The following is a 16,901-nucleotide window of genomic DNA, read 5'->3' as shown; positions in this document are numbered from 1 at the left end:
GCGCCATCATGGCCCTCGTTGCGATATGGTGGAGAGACCGGCGGCCCAATCGGGGGGAAGGGTGCGGCGGAGAAAGCCGGTATCCGCCGCCATGATGGCGATGGCGGCGAGATGGTCCGGTGCCGTGGGGAGGGCGTGCAGGCTCCACGCCGCCGTCCCCTCCGGGATCGCCAGCAGCTCTGCCCTCTCCGGCGTGACGGAGACGGCAAAGCTGTCGAGGCGCAGGGAGAGGCCCTGGCCTGTGGCCTTCGCCACGGCCTCCTTGCGCGTCCAGCAGGCGAAGAACGCCACCGTGAGGTCGCGGGGCGCGAGGGTTTCGAGGGCGGCGATCTCCCGCGGCGCGAAATGCGCCTGCGCGATGCGAAGCAGATCGGGCATCGGACGCATCTCTTCCACATCGACGCCGATCTCCGCGGAGGAGGAAAGCCCGATCAGAGCACGGCTGCCGGAATGGGACAGGCTGAACCGGCATGATCCGGCCTGCTCCCCCACGAGATGTGGTTTGCCGGAGGGCGTCGCGCCGAAGACGAGCGCGCGGGGGTCCGATCCGCACCGAAGCCCGAGCACGAGGCGCAGGGCCGCATGGCTCGCCTCGAACCGCCACCGATCCACGTCGCGGACGAACCGGGACGCGCGCGCGCGCTCGTCGTCGGAGAGAAGGTCCCGGCACGTCGCCCGGTGGTCGATGGCCTGGGTGAGGTCGACGTCCCAGACGGTCACGGGGGCACCCGGCCCCGTGCGATCCGGCGTCTCGCCGGCCCTCGGCTCTTCCGGACAAGCGGCGCTCACGCGTCAGCTCGATCGATCGGGTGCGCCGTCCCACTCCTGAACGACGACGAGGCCGAGATAAGCGATCTGGCAGAGAGCAAAGAGGCCATAGAAGGTGCCGACGGCCGCCAGCCACGAGAGATCGTGCGTGCGGGTAAGGGCGACGGCGATCGCCAGGGTCGCGGCAAGGATCACCGCAAGGGCCAGGAGCGGCCTGCGGGTCGCACCGTTCGTGTCATGGACGTCCCGCACCACCTGACTCGACAGCATCTTCGCGCGTGCACCCACAAAGGGGATGCCGAAGCGTCAATGTGCCGGGGCCGGTCTCAGGCGGCAAGCACCGTTCAGTCAGACGTACACGTTGCCGGCGGTCTGTGGAAAACGCTCGGCCAGGGCACGGCGAAGTTTTTCCAGGGCGCGGTTCTCGATCTGCCGGACACGCTCCTTCGAGATGCCGAGGCGGCGGCCGAGGGCCTCCAGGGTCGCTTGGTCTTCCGTCAGCCTGCGTTCGCGCAGGATGCGCAATTCGCGCTCGGAGAGCACGGTGAGCGCTTCGTTGAGCCAGGTGAGACGGCGCTCGCCATCCACCGAGGCCGAGACCGTCTCGTCGGGCAGGTCGGATCCGTCCACGAGGAAATCCATCCGCTCGGAGGAGGCCTCGCTCTCCTCGCCCACGGGGGCATTGAGCGACATGTCGGGACCCGACAGACGGGCGTCCATCAGGGCGACGTCCTGCTGCGACACACCGATGGCGGTGGCGATGCGGCGATGGATCTCGTCGCCCACATGCTCCTCGGTGGATTGCATGAGCTTGGCACGAAGGCGGCGCAGATTGAAGAACAGGGCTTTCTGGGCCGAACTCGTGCCGCCGCGGACGATGGACCAGTTGCGCAAAATATAATCCTGGATCGAGGCCCTGATCCACCACGTGGCATAGGTGGAGAAGCGGACTTCCCGCTCCGGCTCGAACCGGGCCGCCGCTTCCATCAGGCCCACATGCCCCTCCTGCACGAGGTCGGCCATGGGCAGGCCGTAATGGCGAAAACGTCCGGCGATGGCGATGACGAGCCGCATATGCGCGGAAATCAGGCGGTGGAGCGCGTGTTCGTCGCGCTCATCCTTCCAGCGGACGGCGAGACCGCGTTCCTCGTCTCGCGCCAGGAAGGGCGCCTCCATGGCCGTACGAATGAACTGTCGCCGTATCCCCGCGATGTCCGCCATTCCCGCCTCCGCCTCTCGTCCGTTGCGTGCGCGCATCGCGAAGGACTCTCGGGGTCGAGCGACCCGAATGGTCCGGACAGCGTGGGCACTGGCCCAGGGGCATGGCCCAGGCACCGGACAACGGAGCCGTTGCACCGATAGTTCCGCGAGGGTGGACGGGGAGGGGACGCGACGCCGCGTCGCTCGCGAGCCGCCCGCGCGGCGCCTGTCGAGGAGGCCGGCACAGCAAAAGGCCCGGCGCTGGTGCGCCGGGCCTTCCGGTCGAACGACTAGGTTTGGGACGACGGGCCGATCAGGCGGCCTCTTCCCGGATGTCGTCGCCTTCGCCATCCGCCTCGGCATCGCCCTCGGCTTCCGCCTCGCCCTTAGCGCGGCGGGGCGACTTGGCGAGGCTCTGCTCGATGAGCTTGAGCGCCTCCGTCTCGGTGATCTTGTTCACCGAGGAGATTTCGCGCAGCACGCGGTCGAGGGCGGCCTCATAGAGCTGGCGCTCGCTGTAGGATTGCTCGGGCTGGGCCTCCGAACGGTAGAGGTCGCGGACCACCTCGGTCACCGACAGCAGATCGCCGGAATTGATCTTGGCCTCATATTCCTGGGCGCGGCGCGACCACATGGTGCGCTTGATCCGGGCGCGGCCGGTGAGCACGTCGAGGGCCTTCTTGACGAGTTCCGGCTCGGCGAGCTTGCGCATGCCGACGCTGTTAGCCTTGGCGGTGGGCACGCGCAGGACCATCTTGTCCTTCTCGAACGAGACCACGAACAGCTCGAGCTTGTAGCCGGCGATTTCCTGCTCCTCGATCGCAGTGATGCGTCCGACGCCATGAGCTGGGTACACCACCGCTTCGCCGGTCTTGAAGCCTTGGCGGCCTGCCGTCGTCTTCTTGGCTGTGGTCATGCGAGAAGCGCCTCCAGAACATTGCGCGGGTCGAGTCGCGCCGAACCTTCATTCCCGGGGTGGGTGACCCGGCTTGAGCCCCTTGTCCGCCGGCCATCGATGCGTCATGCATCGGCCGAGCGGGTCCCAGGCTAGCCGATCATCCACACCATGTGATCAGCGCCGCGGAAGGCGCATAGGCCTCCAGCGGTCGATCACATGCCGCCTCGTCTCGCCGAGGTAGCGTCCCACAGGAATGGGAAGCCGACTCTGTCGAAAAGTTTGGAAACCACCGATCCGGTAGCCAAGGGCAGCACGTCAGGCACGAACGACGGCAGGCGGTCTACGTACCACAAACCGGGCGCCGAATCAAAGGATTGCCGACGCAGGGCATGCGTGCACAACCGGCCGGGCCGGGCTTCGCCCGGCGCCCGATGCACGCGGGGCGTGACTCTCCGGGCACCTGCCGGTTCGACCCTTCCGCAGGCCGGCCCGCCATCGGCGGCGTCGTGAAGCGCCCGTGTCCGTCCTCGGACGGGGATCACGCATCCGTGACGGCGGGGCGCGCCGGAAGTTCCGGGCCAACGGCCGGGAGCGGGGCTAGTCGCCGGTGCCGGGGGAGGCCGAGAAATGCGCCTCGAGCTTGCCGCTGACGCCGTCCCAATCCTTGGCGTCGGACGGGGCGTCCTTCTTCTGCGTGATGTTGGGCCAGCTCCGCGCGTAATCGGCGTTGAGCTTCAGCCAGGTCTCCAGGCTCGGCTCGGTGTCGGGCTTGATCGCCTCGGCGGGGCATTCCGGCTCGCAGACGCCGCAATCGATGCACTCGTCGGGGTGGATGACGAGCATGTTCTCGCCCTCGTAGAAGCAATCCACGGGGCAGACTTCCACGCAGTCCATGTACTTGCACTTGATGCAATTGTCGGTGACGACGTAGGTCATGTGCCCTTCAGCCTTGTCCGTGGTGGGATGGATCGCGAGACCCGAGACCGCTTCGGCCCCGATCCTAGACCGGCCTCCCGCACGGCTCCGTTAACGCGCCCGTGTGTCACGCGCCTCGCGGACGGCGCGTCGACCGCTCCGCCCGCCATTTCCGCACGGCTCTATCCCCTGCCAGAGTGGCTGACAAGCAGCGTGGGCTCATGCCGGGGGCGGCCGGTGCGTCCGTGCCACACCCTCGGAGGAGAGGCGGATCACGCCGCGCCGTCGTCGGAGTCCGGGGACGGGCCGCCCGACAGGATGGCGTAGAGGCCCCGCGCCTCGGGGGCGGGGCCGCGCCGCTCGCCGAGATCCACCACCCGCACCACCGCCGTCACATGGGCGGCGGCGACGGTGACCACGTCACCGATGCCGATCCCCTTGGCGGGATTGTCGGCGCGCGTGCCGTTCACGCGGACGAAGCCGTCCTCCACCAGGGAGGCGGCAAGGGACCGGCTCCGCGCGAAGCGGGTGAACCAGAGCCACTTGTCGAGACGCTGCCGCCCCGGCTTCATCCAGATCTAAGTAGGTTTAGCAAAAGTGGTCACCGGTTTTGCGTCCCAAAACCTGCGACACACCAAAGGCCTAAGCGAGGTGAAGCGTTGGCTTGCCAATGCGAACCTGCTTAGCGCTTGCCGCCGTCGCCGGCTTCGAGCTGGGCCTTGAGCGCCGCGAGCTTGGCGAAGGGCGAATCCGGGTCCGGAGCCCGCTCGCGGCGTTGCGGACGCTGCTCCTGCTGGGCTGCGGGCCGGCCTTCGTCGCGGCGCTCGGGACGGACCCGGCCGGGCTCGAACCGCTCGCGGCGGGGGGGGCGTCCCCCCTCGGGCCGGCCGCCATCGCGACGGCCCCCTTCGGGCCGGTCGCCCTGTCCGCCGCGGTTGCGCTCGGCCCCGTCGGGACCGCCCGCGCGGGGAGCACCGGCATGAGCGGGGCGCCGATCCTGACGGCCTTCGCCGGGAGCGCGGTTGCCCGCGGGCGCGCCGTCACGGCCGCCGCGTGGGCGGTTCTGCCGCGGGGCGGAACTGCGCTGATGCCGCTGGAGACGCCAGATCTCCACCAGCACCGGTTCGGGCGAGGCGGCATCCGCGGCGGTCTCGGCCGCGTCCGGCTCGATGCCGGCGAGGGACGCGGATTCCGCCACGGGGACGGGGGCCGCCTCGGGCTCCGCGGCGGCATCCGCAGGTGCCTCGGCGACGGCCGGTCCCTGCTCCGCCTCGACGGTGCCGGTCTCGGACGGGGCGGCTTCGGAGGACACGACCTCGGGATCGGGCACGCCTTCCGCCACGGGCTCGGCGGTGTCGGGCGAGGTCTCGTTTTCGGAGGTCGGCTCGTTTTCGGAGGCTGTCTCGCCTTCGGGCTTGGTCTCGCCGTCGGACGTTATGTCGCCTTCAGGCTTGGCCTCGTTTTCAGGCTTGGCGTCGTTTTCGGGCTCGGCCCCGTCGTCGGTCGCGGGTGCGGCCTCCTCGGACGCCGTCGCCGCCTCGTCGGTGGAGGCGGTCGCCGGGGCGATGGGCTGGGTCGCGGCGGCGGGACGCAGCGGCACGGTGATGGCCGGACCGGGGCGGCTCTCGGCGACGTAGCCGAGGGATTTCAGGATCGATCCGAAATCCTCGCCCGAACAGCCCACGAGGGAGGTCATCCCCACGGTGGCGACGAAGGCATCGCCGTCGGCGGTGCCGGCCGGGGCCTCGCCGGGGGTGGTGCCGGGCACATAGGTCACCGCCGGGCGGATCAGGTCGGCGAGGCGCTCCAGGATGTCGACGCGCACGGCGCGCTCGCCGCAGACGCGGAAGCCGGCGGCGCGGTACAGGCCCTTGGCGATCTCCGGATCGACCTTGATCGAGGTGCGGCCGGAGCCGGCCAGATGCGCGATCTCGTCGAGGCCGCGCTGGTCGAGGCCGCCGTTCTTCAGCGCCCAGAGCTGGGCGGCGAGGGTGCGGGGCGCCGGCTTGAGCAGGGCCGGCAGGAAGATGTGATAGGCGCCGAAGCGGACCCCGTGGCGGCGCAGCGCCCCGCGTCCTTCCTGGTCGAGGGTGCGCATCTCGTGCATCACCTTCGAGCGTTCCAGGACGCCGAGGGATTCGACCACCTGGTAGCCGATGCCCTTCGACAGGCCCACGAGGTCGGCCGCCGTCTCGATCTCGATCAGCGGGCCGAGGAGGCGGACCACATAGGCCTTGAGCCAGGCGACCAGCCGGGTCTCGACCTTGTCGCGGGCCGGGCCGGTGAGCTGCTCGTCGGCCAGCAGCCGCACATGCGGCTCGAACAGCTTGTCGCCCGGCGTCAGCTTGGCGACCGGGTCTCCGGTCCAGCGGATGATGCCGTCATGGGACAGGACCAGGGACGAATCCGCCGCGGCCGAGAAGCGCTCGGCGCGCGCCTCGATCTCGCCGCCGAGCGCCTTTTCGGCGGCACTGCGCAGGGTCTTGGCCTCGTGGCCTTCCGCGCCCGGGTCGGCCACGAACTGGAACCCGTGCAGATGGCCGACATGCTGGCCCTCGACGGTAACGTCCCCGCCGGCGGTGATCTCAGCTTCCAACATCGTATTCTCTCTCAGGCGCCGCATCAGGACGCTGGTGCGCCGATCGACGAAACGGCTCGCAAGGCGCTCGTGCAGGGCGTCAGACAGTCTGTCCTCTACCCGACGTGTCTCGCCCTGCCAATGGACGGGATCAATCAGCCAATCGGGCCGGTTGGCGACGAAGGTCCAGGTTCGCCCCTGCGCGATGCGCTGGGACAGGGCGTCGATGTCGCCGTCGGTGCGGTCGATCATCGCCACGTGCTTGGCGAACCAGTCGTTGGGAATGCGCCCGGCCATGCCCCGCATGAGGAAGCGGAACAGCTGGGCCACGAGATCCGCATGGGTCTGGGGGTGGACCTTGCGGTAATCGGGCACGCCGCAGGTGTCCCACAGGCGGCGCACCACCGTCGGATTGGTGGCGATGTCGCGGATGTCGTCCTCGCGCATCAGGATTTCGAGGGCCGACTGGTCCTCGCCCATGGGCGCGCGGGTCAGCCCCTTCTCGTTGGGATGCGCGTCTAGGCTCTCCTGAAGGGCTCGCAGCGAGGAGAAGTCGAGGTCGGGGTTGCGCCATTGCAGCACCCGCAGGGGCTCGAAATCGTGGCTCTCCAGGGCCTCGATCATCTCGGGCTCGAACGGGGCGCAGCGTCCCGTCGAGCCGAAGGTGCCGTCCGAGAGGTGGCGACCGGCCCGGCCCGCGATCTGCCCCATCTCGGGGGGCGTCAGCCTGCGGAAGCGCGTGCCGTCGTATTTCCAGTTGGCCGCGAAGGCGACGTGGTCGACGTCGAGGTTGAGGCCCATCCCCACTGCGTCGGTGGCGATGAGATAATCGACGTCCCCCGACTGGTAGAGCTCCACCTGGGCGTTGCGGGTGCGCGGCGAGAGCGCGCCGAGCACCACGGCGGCCCCGCCGCGCTGGCGCCGGATCAGCTCGGCGATGGCGTAGACCTCCTCGGCCGAGAAGGCGACGATGGCCGTGCGCCGGGGCAGCCGCCCGAGCTTCTTCTCGCCGGCATAGGTCAGTTTCGAGAGGCGCGGGCGGGTGGTGGTGTGCACGCCGGGAATCAGCGACTGCACCAGGGGTAGCATGGTGGAGGAGCCGATGAGCAGCGTCTCCTCGCGCCCGCGCTGGTGCAGCAGGCGGTCGGTGAAGACGTAGCCGCGGTCCATGTCGGCGGCGAGCTGGATCTCGTCGATGGCCACAAACGCGACCTCGAGGTCGCGCGGCATCGCCTCGATAGTGGAGATCCAGTAGCGCGGCCGGTCCGGCTTGATCTTCTCCTCGCCGGTGACGAGGGCGACGTGCTCCGCCCCCACCCGCGCGACGACGCGCAAATAGACCTCCCGCGCCAGGAGGCGCAGGGGCAGCCCGATCATCCCCGTGGGATGCGCGAGCATCCGCTCGATGGCGAGATGGGTCTTGCCGGTATTGGTCGGCCCGAGCACCGCCGTGACGCCGCGCGAGCGGGCCTGCGGGGGGAGGGAGCGGCGCGTCATGTGCGAGGGGCTGGTCCCTTCGGCCGAGAAAGCCGGCGGCAGGTTCTTGGCGCGGCCCGTGGATGAGGCCGCCCGATCTTATACCAGACGATGATGAGGAGGCCTCATCCTCGTCTGCCCGCGCGACCGCACGGCGGCGGGCGTCCGCCGAACGCGCCGATCCCGGCCATCGGTCGGGATCGGTGCCGCTTGGTATCAGTCGTCGCTGCGCAGGGGCCGGCTGGGCGGCCGGACCCCACGCTGCGTCTCACCGCCATATGGGGCGCCACCGCCCCGATAGCCACCGCCCCGGTATCCATAAGGATCGACGTAGATCTCCACCGGGTTCGCCGGCTGCTGCGGCGCGAGATCGGCGCAGAGCGTGTCGGGAATGGCGACGAGGGGTCCGCGCCGGGGCGGCCGGCCCTCGGTCACCTCGGCGGAGGAATAGGCATCGCCCCCGCAAGGCGAGAGATCGCTGCCGAGTTCGCCGGCATGGCCGGCTCCGGCGGCGGACAGGCCGAGGAGACATCCGCCGAGGATGAGGAGGGAGTGGCGCATCAGCGATGTCCGAGCCCGGGAGGATCGCGCCAGGCTGACGCGCGCGACAGGGCGTCCTGAAGGGCCGCGAAGCCGCCCTCCAGGTCGTTGGCGCCGAGCGCGTAGCCGTTCGCGCCGAGGCCTGCGAAACGTGCGCCCATCCGTCGCCGGGGGAGAAGCGGCAGCCCGCCCGCGCGTTCCGGAACGAGCCGCAGGGCGATGAAGCGCTGGCGCCCCACCGTGATCGACCGGATGTCCTCGATCGCGTCCCACGGGATCCAGTCCGTCGACAGGCGCCGGTCGAAGATCCCCCGGCGGCCGACGGACACCATCGTGCCCGAGCGGAACATCCGGGGCGCGCCGACGAGGCTGGCCGCGCCGAAGAAGATCAGGCCGAGCCACAGCATGAATTCGGTGTAGCCGCCGGGCGCCATGGCATGCCCCCGTATCTCGGGCCGCGCATGGAGCATCCATGCGGCGGTGGCGGTGAACCCGACGGCGAGGAGGAACAGCCCCGCCGAGCGAAGGCGCGAGACCGCGATGTCGACCTGTTCGTCCACGCCCTGCCCGCCCATTGTTCAGACGATTCCCGTCCGGCCGGCCGGAGCCGCCTCTATTGATCGACCAGGGTCGCCTGGACCACCGGGCCCGCCGCCTGCCCTCCGGCTTGAGCGGTCACGGTCTGGGCTCCGACGCGGTTCCACCGGGTCGCCTCGATGATGTTGGTGCCGAGCGTCGTGCGCACGGCGATGCGCACCGGCAGCAGCACCCGGGTGCCCTCCACGGGGGCGAGCCACACCGACATGTCGCGGTTGTCCTCCATGAACTTCACGCCGGGCCGGTCGGGGCGGTGCCCGGCGATGGCCTGGTAGCGGGCGTTGCAGACGAGGACGGGGCCGGCATAGCCCGGCTTCTCGACGGTGCGCGTCTCGCCGTAGCTGAGCACCACGTTGAAGCGCGTCGCGCCATCGAAGACCGGGATGGTGCGGTTGCAATTGGCCTGGTCGGTGAGCTCGCCCCGGCTCACCGCCGGCATCATCAGGGCGCTCGCCGGATCGACGATGCCGCGCTTGTTGGCCGGGGTCACCGGCACGCGATCGCCCATGTCGACGAGGGGCGGCGTCACCTCCGATTGGGTGACGTTGCCGCGCGCCAGCGCCATCCGCACGGCGATGCCGGAATTCGAGGTCTTGGTGGAGATGGCGAAGGCGCTGGGCTGCGGTCCCTCGGCGATGAGGCCGCTGGCGCGGGCCGAGCCCATGCCCCCGGTCACCGCGCCGACGAGGCCGGTGAGCCGGGCCGAGACGTCCATGCGGTAGCGCGCGCTCTCGAACTGGCCCGAGACCTGCGCGGTGCCGATGGGGATGCCCGCGAGCGCGATGGCGTAATCGACGGTGACCGTCGCCGGGGCGGCGGAGCGGGCAGAGGTAACCTTGGCAGAGGTAACCCGGGGCCGCGCGAATCCCTCGGAGGCGGGAATCACGCCGAGGGCGGCGAGGAGGCTGGCGCGGAGGAAGCGCGTGGCGCACATGGTATTGAGGCTCTGAGGTTCCAGGGCTTGGAGCCGTACGGCACAAGGGACCGGGCGGCATTGTTCCGCCATGGTCTCCGCTCGTGGTTAACACATCGTATGGATGACGTGGCGCGCGGCCTCGTGACGGCCGCCGCGCCCGCCTCGGCGCACGGCTATTCCGATGGGCAAAACGCAGCCCCGCCCTTGACGGATACCCTGTCGCTCCCCTATAGGCTCGCGCCTTCAATGAGACGCCGCTCGATCGGAGTTTGGCGTGCGTGAGGCCCGTGGCGCGTTGCGACCGGCCTTCCGCCATCGCCCGATCACACGCGGAACGAGACGGGAATTAGATCAATGTCGCGCCGTTGCGAACTCACGGGCAAAGCCGTGCAGACCGGCCACCTCGTGAGCCACTCGAACCGTAAGACCAAGTGCCGGTTCCTGCCGAACCTGTGCCAGGTCACCCTGCAGTCGGACGCCCTGAAGCGCCGGGTCCGCCTGCGCGTCACGGCCCACGCCCTGCGCTCGGTGGAGCACCGCGGTGGCCTCGACGCCTTCCTCATCAAGGCCCGCGAGATCGAGCTGTCGCAGACGGCCCGCCTGATCAAGCGCGAGCTTCACAAGAAGCTCGCCGAAGTCGAGACCCCGGCCGCCGCCTGAGGGTGCGATATCGAAGCGCCGGCGAGAGCCCGCTTCGATCACGCTCGACGTCTCATTCTGATTTCGAACGGCCGCCGTATGCACCACGCATGCGGCGGCCGTTCGCGTTGATTCCGACTTCTCCGCTCTCCGGCTCTCCCCGATGACCGTGCTGTCGCTCATCGCCCCGATCTTCGGGCTGATCCTCATCGGCTGGGTGGCGGCCCTCGCCGGGTTCCTGTCCGAGAAGGTCAGCGACGGCCTCTCCGAATACGTCTTCGCCATCGCGGTACCGGCCCTCATCATCGCGACGCTGACCCGGCCGGGTCTCACCGGCGAGATCACCTGGTCGTACTGGTTCAGCTATTTCGGCGGCGCCGGCCTGTCCTGGCTCGTCGGATCGCTGATCGGCCTGCGCCGCGAGGGCGTCGGGCGGACGGGGGCGATCCTGCACGGATTCGCGGCGAGCCAGTCGAACACCATCTTCATCGGCGTGCCGATGATCCTGCAGGCCTATGGCGACGCGGGCGCCTTCCCGCTCTTCATGCTGCTGGCCGTCCACCTGCCGCTGATGATGGGCTGCGCCACCTTCCTCATCGAATCGGACGGACAGCAATCGGTCCTCCAGCGGATGAAGGGGCTCGGCCTCGTCCTCTTCCGCAACCCGATCTTCCTGTCGCTCATGATCGGCCTCACCCTGAAGAGCGTCGGCCTCGCGCCGGGCGGGATGGTCAAGTCGCTGATCGATGCGCTGGCCGGTACCGCCTCCACCTGTGCGCTGATCGCGCTGGGCGCCGGCCTCGTGCGCTACCGGGTGCTGCACGACCTGCCCGGCGCCATGGTGGTGACCACCTTGAAACTCGTCCTGCATCCCCTGGCGGTCTGGGTGCTGGCCTTCCACGTCTTCACGATGCCGCCCGCCTATGCCGGGGTCGCCACCCTGTTCGCGGCGATGCCCGTGGGCATCAACTCCTACCTGCTGGCCGCGCGCTACAAGACCGAGACGGGTCTGATCGCCGCCGCCGTCATGCTCTCGACCCTGCTCGCCGCCGCGACGACCATCGCCTGGCTCGCGATCCTCGGCCACGCCTGAACGGTCCCACGCCTGAACGGTCACACGCCTTGACCGGCGTCGCTGCTCTTTGTACCGATCGGTACAGATCATCGCAGGAGACCGAATCGATGTCCGAATCCCGCCCGCCGTTGCCCCCCTTCACCCGCGAGACCGCGATCCAGAAGGTCCGCGCCGCCGAGAACGGCTGGAACGGCTGCAACCCCGAAAAGGTCTCGCTGGCCTACACGGCGGACAGCCGCTGGCGGAACCGCTCGGAATTCTTCTCGGGGCGCGCGGCCATCGTCGATTTCCTGACCCGGAAATGGGCCAGGGAGCACGAATACCGGCTGATCAAGGAGATCTGGGCCTTCACCGACGACCGCATCGCCGTGCGCTTCGCCTACGAGTTCCACGATGCGGCCGGCGACTGGTTCCGCGCCTACGGCAACGAGAACTGGGAGTTCGACGCCCACGGCCTGATGCGGGTGCGGCACGCCAGTATCAACGACCTCGCGATCTCCGAATCGGAGCGCAAGTTCCACTGGGACCGGAGCGCGCCGCGCCCCGACGACCATCCCGGCCTCACCGATCTCGGGCTCTGACCGGAACATGACGAGAAAGCCGGGGGCGCGGGAGGACGCGCTCCCCGCCATCGCCGAGGTGTTTCGCGAATACGGCTACGAGGGGGCGAGCCTCGCCCTCATCGGAGCCCGCTGCGGCCTCGGCAAGGGCAGCCTCTACCACGCCTTTCCCGGCGGCAAGGCCGAGATGGCGCAAGCCGTCCTCGACGCCATCGGAGGCTGGTTCGAGGAGCGCATCTACGCGCCGCTGCGCGACGATCCCGATCCGCGGGCGGCGATCCGGCTGATGCTGTCGGAGACGGACGCGTATTTCCGCTCCGGCCGGAGAGTCTGCCTCGTGGGCGCCTTCGCCCTCACCGAGGGACGCGACGGGTTCGCGGACCGGATCGCCGGCTACTTCCGGGATTGGCGCGAGGCTCTGGCACAGGCGCTGATCCGCGCCGGGCGCCCGGCCGCCGAGGCGGAATCGTTGTCCGAAGACGCCGTCCTGACGATCCAGGGCGGCCTCGTCCTCGCCCGCGCCCTCGACGATCCGGCCGTGTTCGGGCGGATGCTGGGGCGGTTGGAGCAGCGGCTGGTGTAGGCGGCGGGGTGGTCCCCGTCTGGAATAATCATAATGGGTGGGCTGAAGTCACTCGCTTGGACTGACATCAGCGTCGGCTTCGCGCTTGTGTCTGCTATTCAGCGGCCTGATTACGAAGCCTAGAAGCCGCTATGGCGTCTAAGTCCACAGCTATCTGCTTGCCGCAATTCACGGCGGCGGCGAGGTGTGAAACAGTCACCTTCAGGCTTGATCAAAGGCGAAACCCTGTGCAGCTAGAATCGATCAGAATCGAAAAATTCAAGAGGATTGATAACATCGATTTGCCTCTTGCCGATCTCAACATTCTTGTCGGATCGAACGGCAGCGGAAAATCATCGATACTCCAGGCGTTGCACCTTGCATCCTGTCTGATGCGCCAAGCTGACCGAATTCGAGCAGGTTCGACTGCTATGGTTCGTGTGGCGGATCTCGATTATCTGCCGTCGGACGAATACTGGCGGCTCGGCCACGGAGCCCCTTGGGGTAACCGATCCGATAGCCCATCGTCGAAGGTGTTCTTCGTTTTTCGAGATGGAGAAGGTTCCGAGGTTGCCGCGCATCTAGAAATGAGATCCGCGCGAAATGCTGGTATATCAGTCCAGGGAGAGCTACCAGAAGAAGTTCGCCCACAATTTCGCGGGGCTGAAACATTCTTTAGCGGATTCATACCTGGTATTTCTGGCATCCCTAATGTTGAGCAAAAAAATTCTAAGCGCGTAGTTCTAAAGGCTTGTTCCTTCGGTGACTCGAATGTGTATCTTCGTAATGCTCTCGATTTATTGTCAGCCGAGCACCTTGTCCAGATCGAGTCCTGGCTTGAGCCGCTTCTCGGGGCGATTAAGCTTAAGGTCAAATTTGATGGATCAACAGACTTTGATATAACTGCCGAAGCCGAGATCAGCGGCCTATCAATGCCACTTGAGTTGTTGGGAACAGGTTTTCTACAGTTGATTCAAATATTTTGCTACATACTTCTGTTCAATCCAAAGATATTACTTGTCGACGAGTCTGATATTCATTTACATCCTAGTGTTCAGGAAAAGTTAGCCTTGAGCCTGCTAAATATTGCGCGAGCGCAGGGTATCAAGATAGTTATGACAACGCATTCGCCATTCATCGTGAGGGGCGCGCCTGCGGACACAAACGTTGTCTGGCTTGCTGACGGCCAAAAAAAGACCGAGGATCGGTCAGTTGTCGAGTTGGCATTAGGTTGGGGTGCCTTTGGCAAGAAGGTCATCATCGTTAGTGAAGATGCTAAGAACGATTTTTTGAAGAAGCTAGTTCGTCAATGGCCCGAAATCGAACGCGGAGTAACCGTATTGCCCGGCCGTGGGTATCAGCACTTGCTTAGTAAAAGTGAGGCGATTGAGTTGCGGGCTTCATTGGGCAACAAGTTCAAGATTCTGGTGCATCGTGACAGGGACTCGCTCACCGATGACGAAGTTGTTGCGTTGAAGGCCAACTACGCAGACGATGGTATCCGCCTTTGGGTCACAGATCAGTCTGATTTAGAAGCCGAGTTCTGTGACCCAGCTTTTCTAGCGTCGCTGACCGGAGAGCCGTTGAGTACATGCAATAACTGGATAAGCGAAGTCCTTGTCCAAGATCAGGCGCCGATAGCCGAACAGTTCGCCGCGCAACGCGCTGCGCACAATGGCGAATTGTACAAAGCAGGCGGAAGCCCACCCAATGCCGATGTATGGGCAGCGTTCCAAAGCCGATCCTTGAAGGGGGCAAAGGGGAAGGCCGTGTTCAGGCGGCTGAAGAATAAGGTTCCGGGCAGTAAATTCTCAGAAGCAACGGTGCTTGGACACCCGGATTACCCGGAGCGGGCTGCTAGTCTCAAGGCGAATTTAGAGGATTTGCTTGCATAACAAAAAAATTGTAAGTGAAAACAGAAACATTATAGTACAGCCGTATTATATTAATACAACTGTACTATGATAATAGAATATTTAACAATTCAATATATTGTCCAGTGTCCCAGACTCAAGATTCACGCGACATCCAGACGACGTCAGGCGATCCGTTGGCTGTTTAGGCCAATAGGATGCAAGATGATGCGATTGCTTTGATTATTTTTGCCAGTTGGCGGGAAGCCAATAACTGTGATCAAACGCATTCCTTTATGTAAACCATCATTCTGTTCGTGGCCAAATTCGGCACTTCGCTGACGCACTTGTCAAAATCTCAGTTGGGTCGAAACCAGACTTATGACACAGGCCCCGATCGTCGGAGCCTGACGCCTAACGCCGCCCGCCCGCAGCCCTGCGCCTCGGCACGGCGGCGCCCCCCGCATCCTCCTCGAACAGCTCGGCCAGCTTCTCCGTCATCGCCCCGCCGAGTTCCTCGGCGTCGATGATGGTGACGGCGCGGCGGTAGTAGCGGGTCACGTCGTGGCCGATGCCGATGGCGAGGAGTTCCACCGGGGAACGGGTCTCGATGTCCTCGATCATCCAGCGCAGGTGGCGCTCGAGATAGTTGCCCGGATTGACCGAGAGGGTCGAATCGTCGACCGGCGCACCGTCCGAGATCACCATCAGGATCTTGCGCTGTTCGGGCCGGGCGAGCAGGCGCTTGTGCGCCCAGTCCAGGGCTTCGCCGTCGATGTTCTCCTTGAGCAGACCCTCGCGCATCATCAGCCCGAGGTTCTTTCGCGCCCGCCGCCACGGCGCATCCGCCGACTTGTAAACGATGTGGCGCAGGTCGTTGAGGCGGCCCGGTGCGTTCGGCTTGCCCGCCGCCAGCCACGCCTCGCGCGATTGGCCGCCCTTCCAGGCGCGGGTGGTGAAGCCGAGGATCTCCACCTTCACGCCGCAGCGCTCCAGGGTCCGCGCCAGGATGTCGGCGCAGGTGGCCGCCACGGTGATCGGGCGCCCGCGCATGGAGCCCGAATTGTCGAGCAGCAGGGTCACCACCGTATCGCGGAAGTTCGTGTCCTTCTCGCGCTTGAACGAGAGCGGCTGGAACGGGTCGGTCATCACCCGCACGAGGCGGGCGGGATCGAGCTGGCCCTCTTCGAGGTCGAACTCCCAGGCCCGGTTCTGCTGCGCCAGGAGCCGGCGCTGCAGGCGGTTGGCGAGGCGGCCGACGACGCCCTGGAGATGGGCCAGCTGCTTGTCGAGATAGGTGCGCAGGCGCGCAAGTTCGTCGGCGTCGCAGAGATCCTCGGCGTCGATCATCTCGTCGAAGCGCGGGTTGAACACCTTGTATTCGGGGCCGCGCGGCTCGACGGGCCGGTTGTTGGGCGGGCGCTTGGCCTCCGACGCTTCCTCGGATTCGGCGTTCTCGGACTCGTCGGGCAACTCGCCCGAGGGCGCGTCAGCGGCTTCCGTCGCGCCGTCCTGCAACTCGTCCGAGGCCTCCTCGGAGGTCTCCATCTCGGACTTGTCGCCCTGCGACTGCTCCTCGGCCTCGCCCTCGCTCGGGGTCTGCTCGTCGTCCTGCCCCTCGTTGTCGTCGTCGTTGTCGTCGTCCTCGGGGTCGAGCGGCGTCTCGTCCGCCATGTCGAGGGAGGACAGCAACTCGCGCACGGAGCGGGCGAAGGAGCGCTGGTTCTCGAGATTGCCGATGAGCCCGTCGAGGTTGGGGCCGGCCTTCTCCTCGATATGGGAGCGCCACAGCTCCACAAGTCTGCGCGCGGCCTTCGGCGGGGCTTCCCCGGTGAGGCGCTCGCGCACCATCAGGGCGACGGCATCTTCCATGGGGGCGTCGGCCCGGTCGGTGATGTCCTCGTACTTGCCGCCGCGATGGTAGCGGTCCTCCAGCATGGCCGAGAGGTTCGCGGCGACGCCGGCCATGCGGCGGGAGCCGATGGCCTCCACGCGGGCCTGCTCCACGGCATCGAACACGGCCCGCGCGCCGGCATTCTCCGGGGCGAGGCGGCGATGGACGGCCACGTCGTGGCAGCCGAGGCGGAGCGCCATCGAATCGGCGTTGCCGCGCAGGATCGCCACGTCCTCCGGCGTCAGCTTACGCGGCGGCTCGGGCAGGCGCGCCTTGTCGCCGGTGAGCGCCGGGCGGTCGCTGGCATAGACCACCTCGATCTCGGAGCGCTTGGCGATGGCGCGCAGGCATCCGGCCACCGAGCGCTTCAGCGGTTCGGCGATGGGCTCCCGGCGTTCGCCGGCTTTGCGGTTCGAGATGGCCACGATCG

The 16,901-nt window shown here is 67.0% G+C and carries 16 protein-coding genes; 5 read left to right on the top strand and 11 right to left on the bottom strand.

The genetic code is table 11. The features are described 5' to 3' along the window. Positions 1–6 precede the first annotated feature (6 nt). From MKK51_RS27465 to MKK51_RS26825, 10 genes are all read right to left on the bottom strand, one after another. Positions 7–789, bottom strand: a complete 783-nt coding sequence (locus tag MKK51_RS27465; RefSeq protein WP_243982962.1) for a 4'-phosphopantetheinyl transferase family protein — start codon at positions 787–789, stop codon at positions 7–9. Between the two features lie 3 nt (positions 790–792). Then, positions 793–1,038 carry a hypothetical protein gene (locus MKK51_RS26865; RefSeq protein WP_243982961.1) on the bottom strand — a complete coding sequence of 82 codons (246 nt, stop codon included), beginning with the start codon at positions 1,036–1,038 and terminating at the stop codon, positions 793–795. Between the two features lie 78 nt (positions 1,039–1,116). Further along, positions 1,117–1,989, bottom strand: coding sequence for an RNA polymerase factor sigma-32 (locus tag MKK51_RS26860; protein ID WP_243983081.1), 873 nt, complete (start codon positions 1,987–1,989; stop codon positions 1,117–1,119). Positions 1,990–2,281: 292 nt separating this feature from the next. Continuing rightward, the gene (locus MKK51_RS26855; RefSeq protein ID WP_027171204.1) at positions 2,282–2,884 is read right to left on the bottom strand and encodes a CarD family transcriptional regulator; all 603 of its coding nucleotides are present in this window, start codon (positions 2,882–2,884) and stop codon (positions 2,282–2,284) included. Between the two features lie 579 nt (positions 2,885–3,463). After that, positions 3,464–3,802 carry a ferredoxin FdxA gene (gene fdxA, locus MKK51_RS26850; RefSeq protein ID WP_243982959.1) on the bottom strand — a complete coding sequence of 113 codons (339 nt, stop codon included), beginning with the start codon at positions 3,800–3,802 and terminating at the stop codon, positions 3,464–3,466. A gap of 251 nt (positions 3,803–4,053) precedes the next feature. Next, a complete protein-coding gene (locus tag MKK51_RS26845; RefSeq protein ID WP_243982957.1) occupies positions 4,054–4,353 on the bottom strand; it encodes a S4 domain-containing protein in 300 nt (99 codons plus the stop codon). Between the two features lie 110 nt (positions 4,354–4,463). Then, positions 4,464–7,856, bottom strand: coding sequence for a helicase-related protein (locus MKK51_RS26840; RefSeq protein ID WP_243982948.1), 3,393 nt, complete (start codon positions 7,854–7,856; stop codon positions 4,464–4,466). Between the two features lie 195 nt (positions 7,857–8,051). After that, complete coding sequence (locus tag MKK51_RS26835) at positions 8,052–8,396, bottom strand: hypothetical protein (protein ID WP_243982946.1); 345 nt, start codon at positions 8,394–8,396, stop codon at positions 8,052–8,054. Next, the gene (locus tag MKK51_RS26830; RefSeq protein WP_243982944.1) at positions 8,396–8,950 is read right to left on the bottom strand and encodes an STM3941 family protein; all 555 of its coding nucleotides are present in this window, start codon (positions 8,948–8,950) and stop codon (positions 8,396–8,398) included. The genes MKK51_RS26835 and MKK51_RS26830 overlap by 1 nt, the downstream gene beginning before the upstream one ends. 38 nt (positions 8,951–8,988) lie before the next feature. Then, positions 8,989–9,906, bottom strand: a complete 918-nt coding sequence (locus tag MKK51_RS26825) for a DUF3108 domain-containing protein (protein WP_243982942.1) — start codon at positions 9,904–9,906, stop codon at positions 8,989–8,991. Between the two features lie 336 nt (positions 9,907–10,242). On the opposite strand from MKK51_RS26825, the gene rpmB reads away from it, so the two are divergent. The 5 genes from rpmB to MKK51_RS26800 all read left to right on the top strand — a co-directional run bounded on the left by rpmB (position 10,243) and on the right by MKK51_RS26800 (position 14,619). Continuing rightward, a complete protein-coding gene (gene rpmB, locus MKK51_RS26820) occupies positions 10,243–10,548 on the top strand; it encodes a 50S ribosomal protein L28 (RefSeq protein ID WP_018046086.1) in 306 nt (101 codons plus the stop codon). A 142-nt stretch (positions 10,549–10,690) separates the two neighbouring features. After that, a complete protein-coding gene (locus MKK51_RS26815) occupies positions 10,691–11,620 on the top strand; it encodes an AEC family transporter (RefSeq protein ID WP_243982940.1) in 930 nt (309 codons plus the stop codon). An 89-nt stretch (positions 11,621–11,709) separates the two neighbouring features. After that, positions 11,710–12,183 carry a DUF1348 family protein gene (locus MKK51_RS26810; protein ID WP_243982938.1) on the top strand — a complete coding sequence of 158 codons (474 nt, stop codon included), beginning with the start codon at positions 11,710–11,712 and terminating at the stop codon, positions 12,181–12,183. A gap of 7 nt (positions 12,184–12,190) precedes the next feature. Beyond that, positions 12,191–12,745, top strand: coding sequence for a TetR/AcrR family transcriptional regulator (locus tag MKK51_RS26805; protein ID WP_243982936.1), 555 nt, complete (start codon positions 12,191–12,193; stop codon positions 12,743–12,745). Between the two features lie 158 nt (positions 12,746–12,903). After that, positions 12,904–14,619 carry an ATP-dependent nuclease gene (locus tag MKK51_RS26800; RefSeq protein WP_243982934.1) on the top strand — a complete coding sequence of 572 codons (1,716 nt, stop codon included), beginning with the start codon at positions 12,904–12,906 and terminating at the stop codon, positions 14,617–14,619. 372 nt (positions 14,620–14,991) lie between these two features. Here the strand turns inward: MKK51_RS26800 and cobT are convergent, their stop codons facing one another. Then, on the bottom strand, positions 14,992–16,896 hold the full coding sequence (gene cobT / locus MKK51_RS26795; RefSeq protein ID WP_243982932.1) for a cobaltochelatase subunit CobT: 1,905 nt from the start codon (positions 16,894–16,896) through the stop codon (positions 14,992–14,994). Positions 16,897–16,901 lie beyond the last annotated feature (5 nt).

This window comes from Methylobacterium sp. E-045 (assembly GCF_022829685.1).
Taxonomy (GTDB): Bacteria; Pseudomonadota; Alphaproteobacteria; order Rhizobiales; family Beijerinckiaceae; genus Methylobacterium.
The sequence above is the reverse complement of the archived record's forward strand: the minus strand, read 5'-3'. Positions and strand labels throughout refer to the sequence as shown.

What these genes read in the sequence shown, in the direction of transcription:
- MKK51_RS26865 (WP_243982961.1), bottom strand. Translation starts at nt 1,038, where the DNA reads ATGCTGTCGAGTCAGGTGGTGCGGGACGTCCATGACACGAACGGTGCG.
- MKK51_RS26860 (WP_243983081.1), bottom strand. Translation starts at nt 1,989, where the DNA reads ATGGCGGACATCGCGGGGATACGGCGACAGTTCATTCGTACGGCCATG.
- MKK51_RS26855 (WP_027171204.1), bottom strand. Translation starts at nt 2,884, where the DNA reads ATGACCACAGCCAAGAAGACGACGGCAGGCCGCCAAGGCTTCAAGACC.
- fdxA (WP_243982959.1), bottom strand. Translation starts at nt 3,802, where the DNA reads ATGACCTACGTCGTCACCGACAATTGCATCAAGTGCAAGTACATGGAC.
- MKK51_RS26845 (WP_243982957.1), bottom strand. Translation starts at nt 4,353, where the DNA reads ATGAAGCCGGGGCGGCAGCGTCTCGACAAGTGGCTCTGGTTCACCCGC.
- MKK51_RS26840 (WP_243982948.1), bottom strand. Translation starts at nt 7,856, where the DNA reads ATGACGCGCCGCTCCCTCCCCCCGCAGGCCCGCTCGCGCGGCGTCACG.
- MKK51_RS26835 (WP_243982946.1), bottom strand. Translation starts at nt 8,396, where the DNA reads ATGCGCCACTCCCTCCTCATCCTCGGCGGATGTCTCCTCGGCCTGTCC.
- MKK51_RS26830 (WP_243982944.1), bottom strand. Translation starts at nt 8,950, where the DNA reads ATGGGCGGGCAGGGCGTGGACGAACAGGTCGACATCGCGGTCTCGCGC.
- MKK51_RS26825 (WP_243982942.1), bottom strand. Translation starts at nt 9,906, where the DNA reads ATGTGCGCCACGCGCTTCCTCCGCGCCAGCCTCCTCGCCGCCCTCGGC.
- rpmB (WP_018046086.1), top strand. Translation starts at nt 10,243, where the DNA reads ATGTCGCGCCGTTGCGAACTCACGGGCAAAGCCGTGCAGACCGGCCAC.
- MKK51_RS26815 (WP_243982940.1), top strand. Translation starts at nt 10,691, where the DNA reads ATGACCGTGCTGTCGCTCATCGCCCCGATCTTCGGGCTGATCCTCATC.
- MKK51_RS26810 (WP_243982938.1), top strand. Translation starts at nt 11,710, where the DNA reads ATGTCCGAATCCCGCCCGCCGTTGCCCCCCTTCACCCGCGAGACCGCG.
- MKK51_RS26805 (WP_243982936.1), top strand. Translation starts at nt 12,191, where the DNA reads ATGACGAGAAAGCCGGGGGCGCGGGAGGACGCGCTCCCCGCCATCGCC.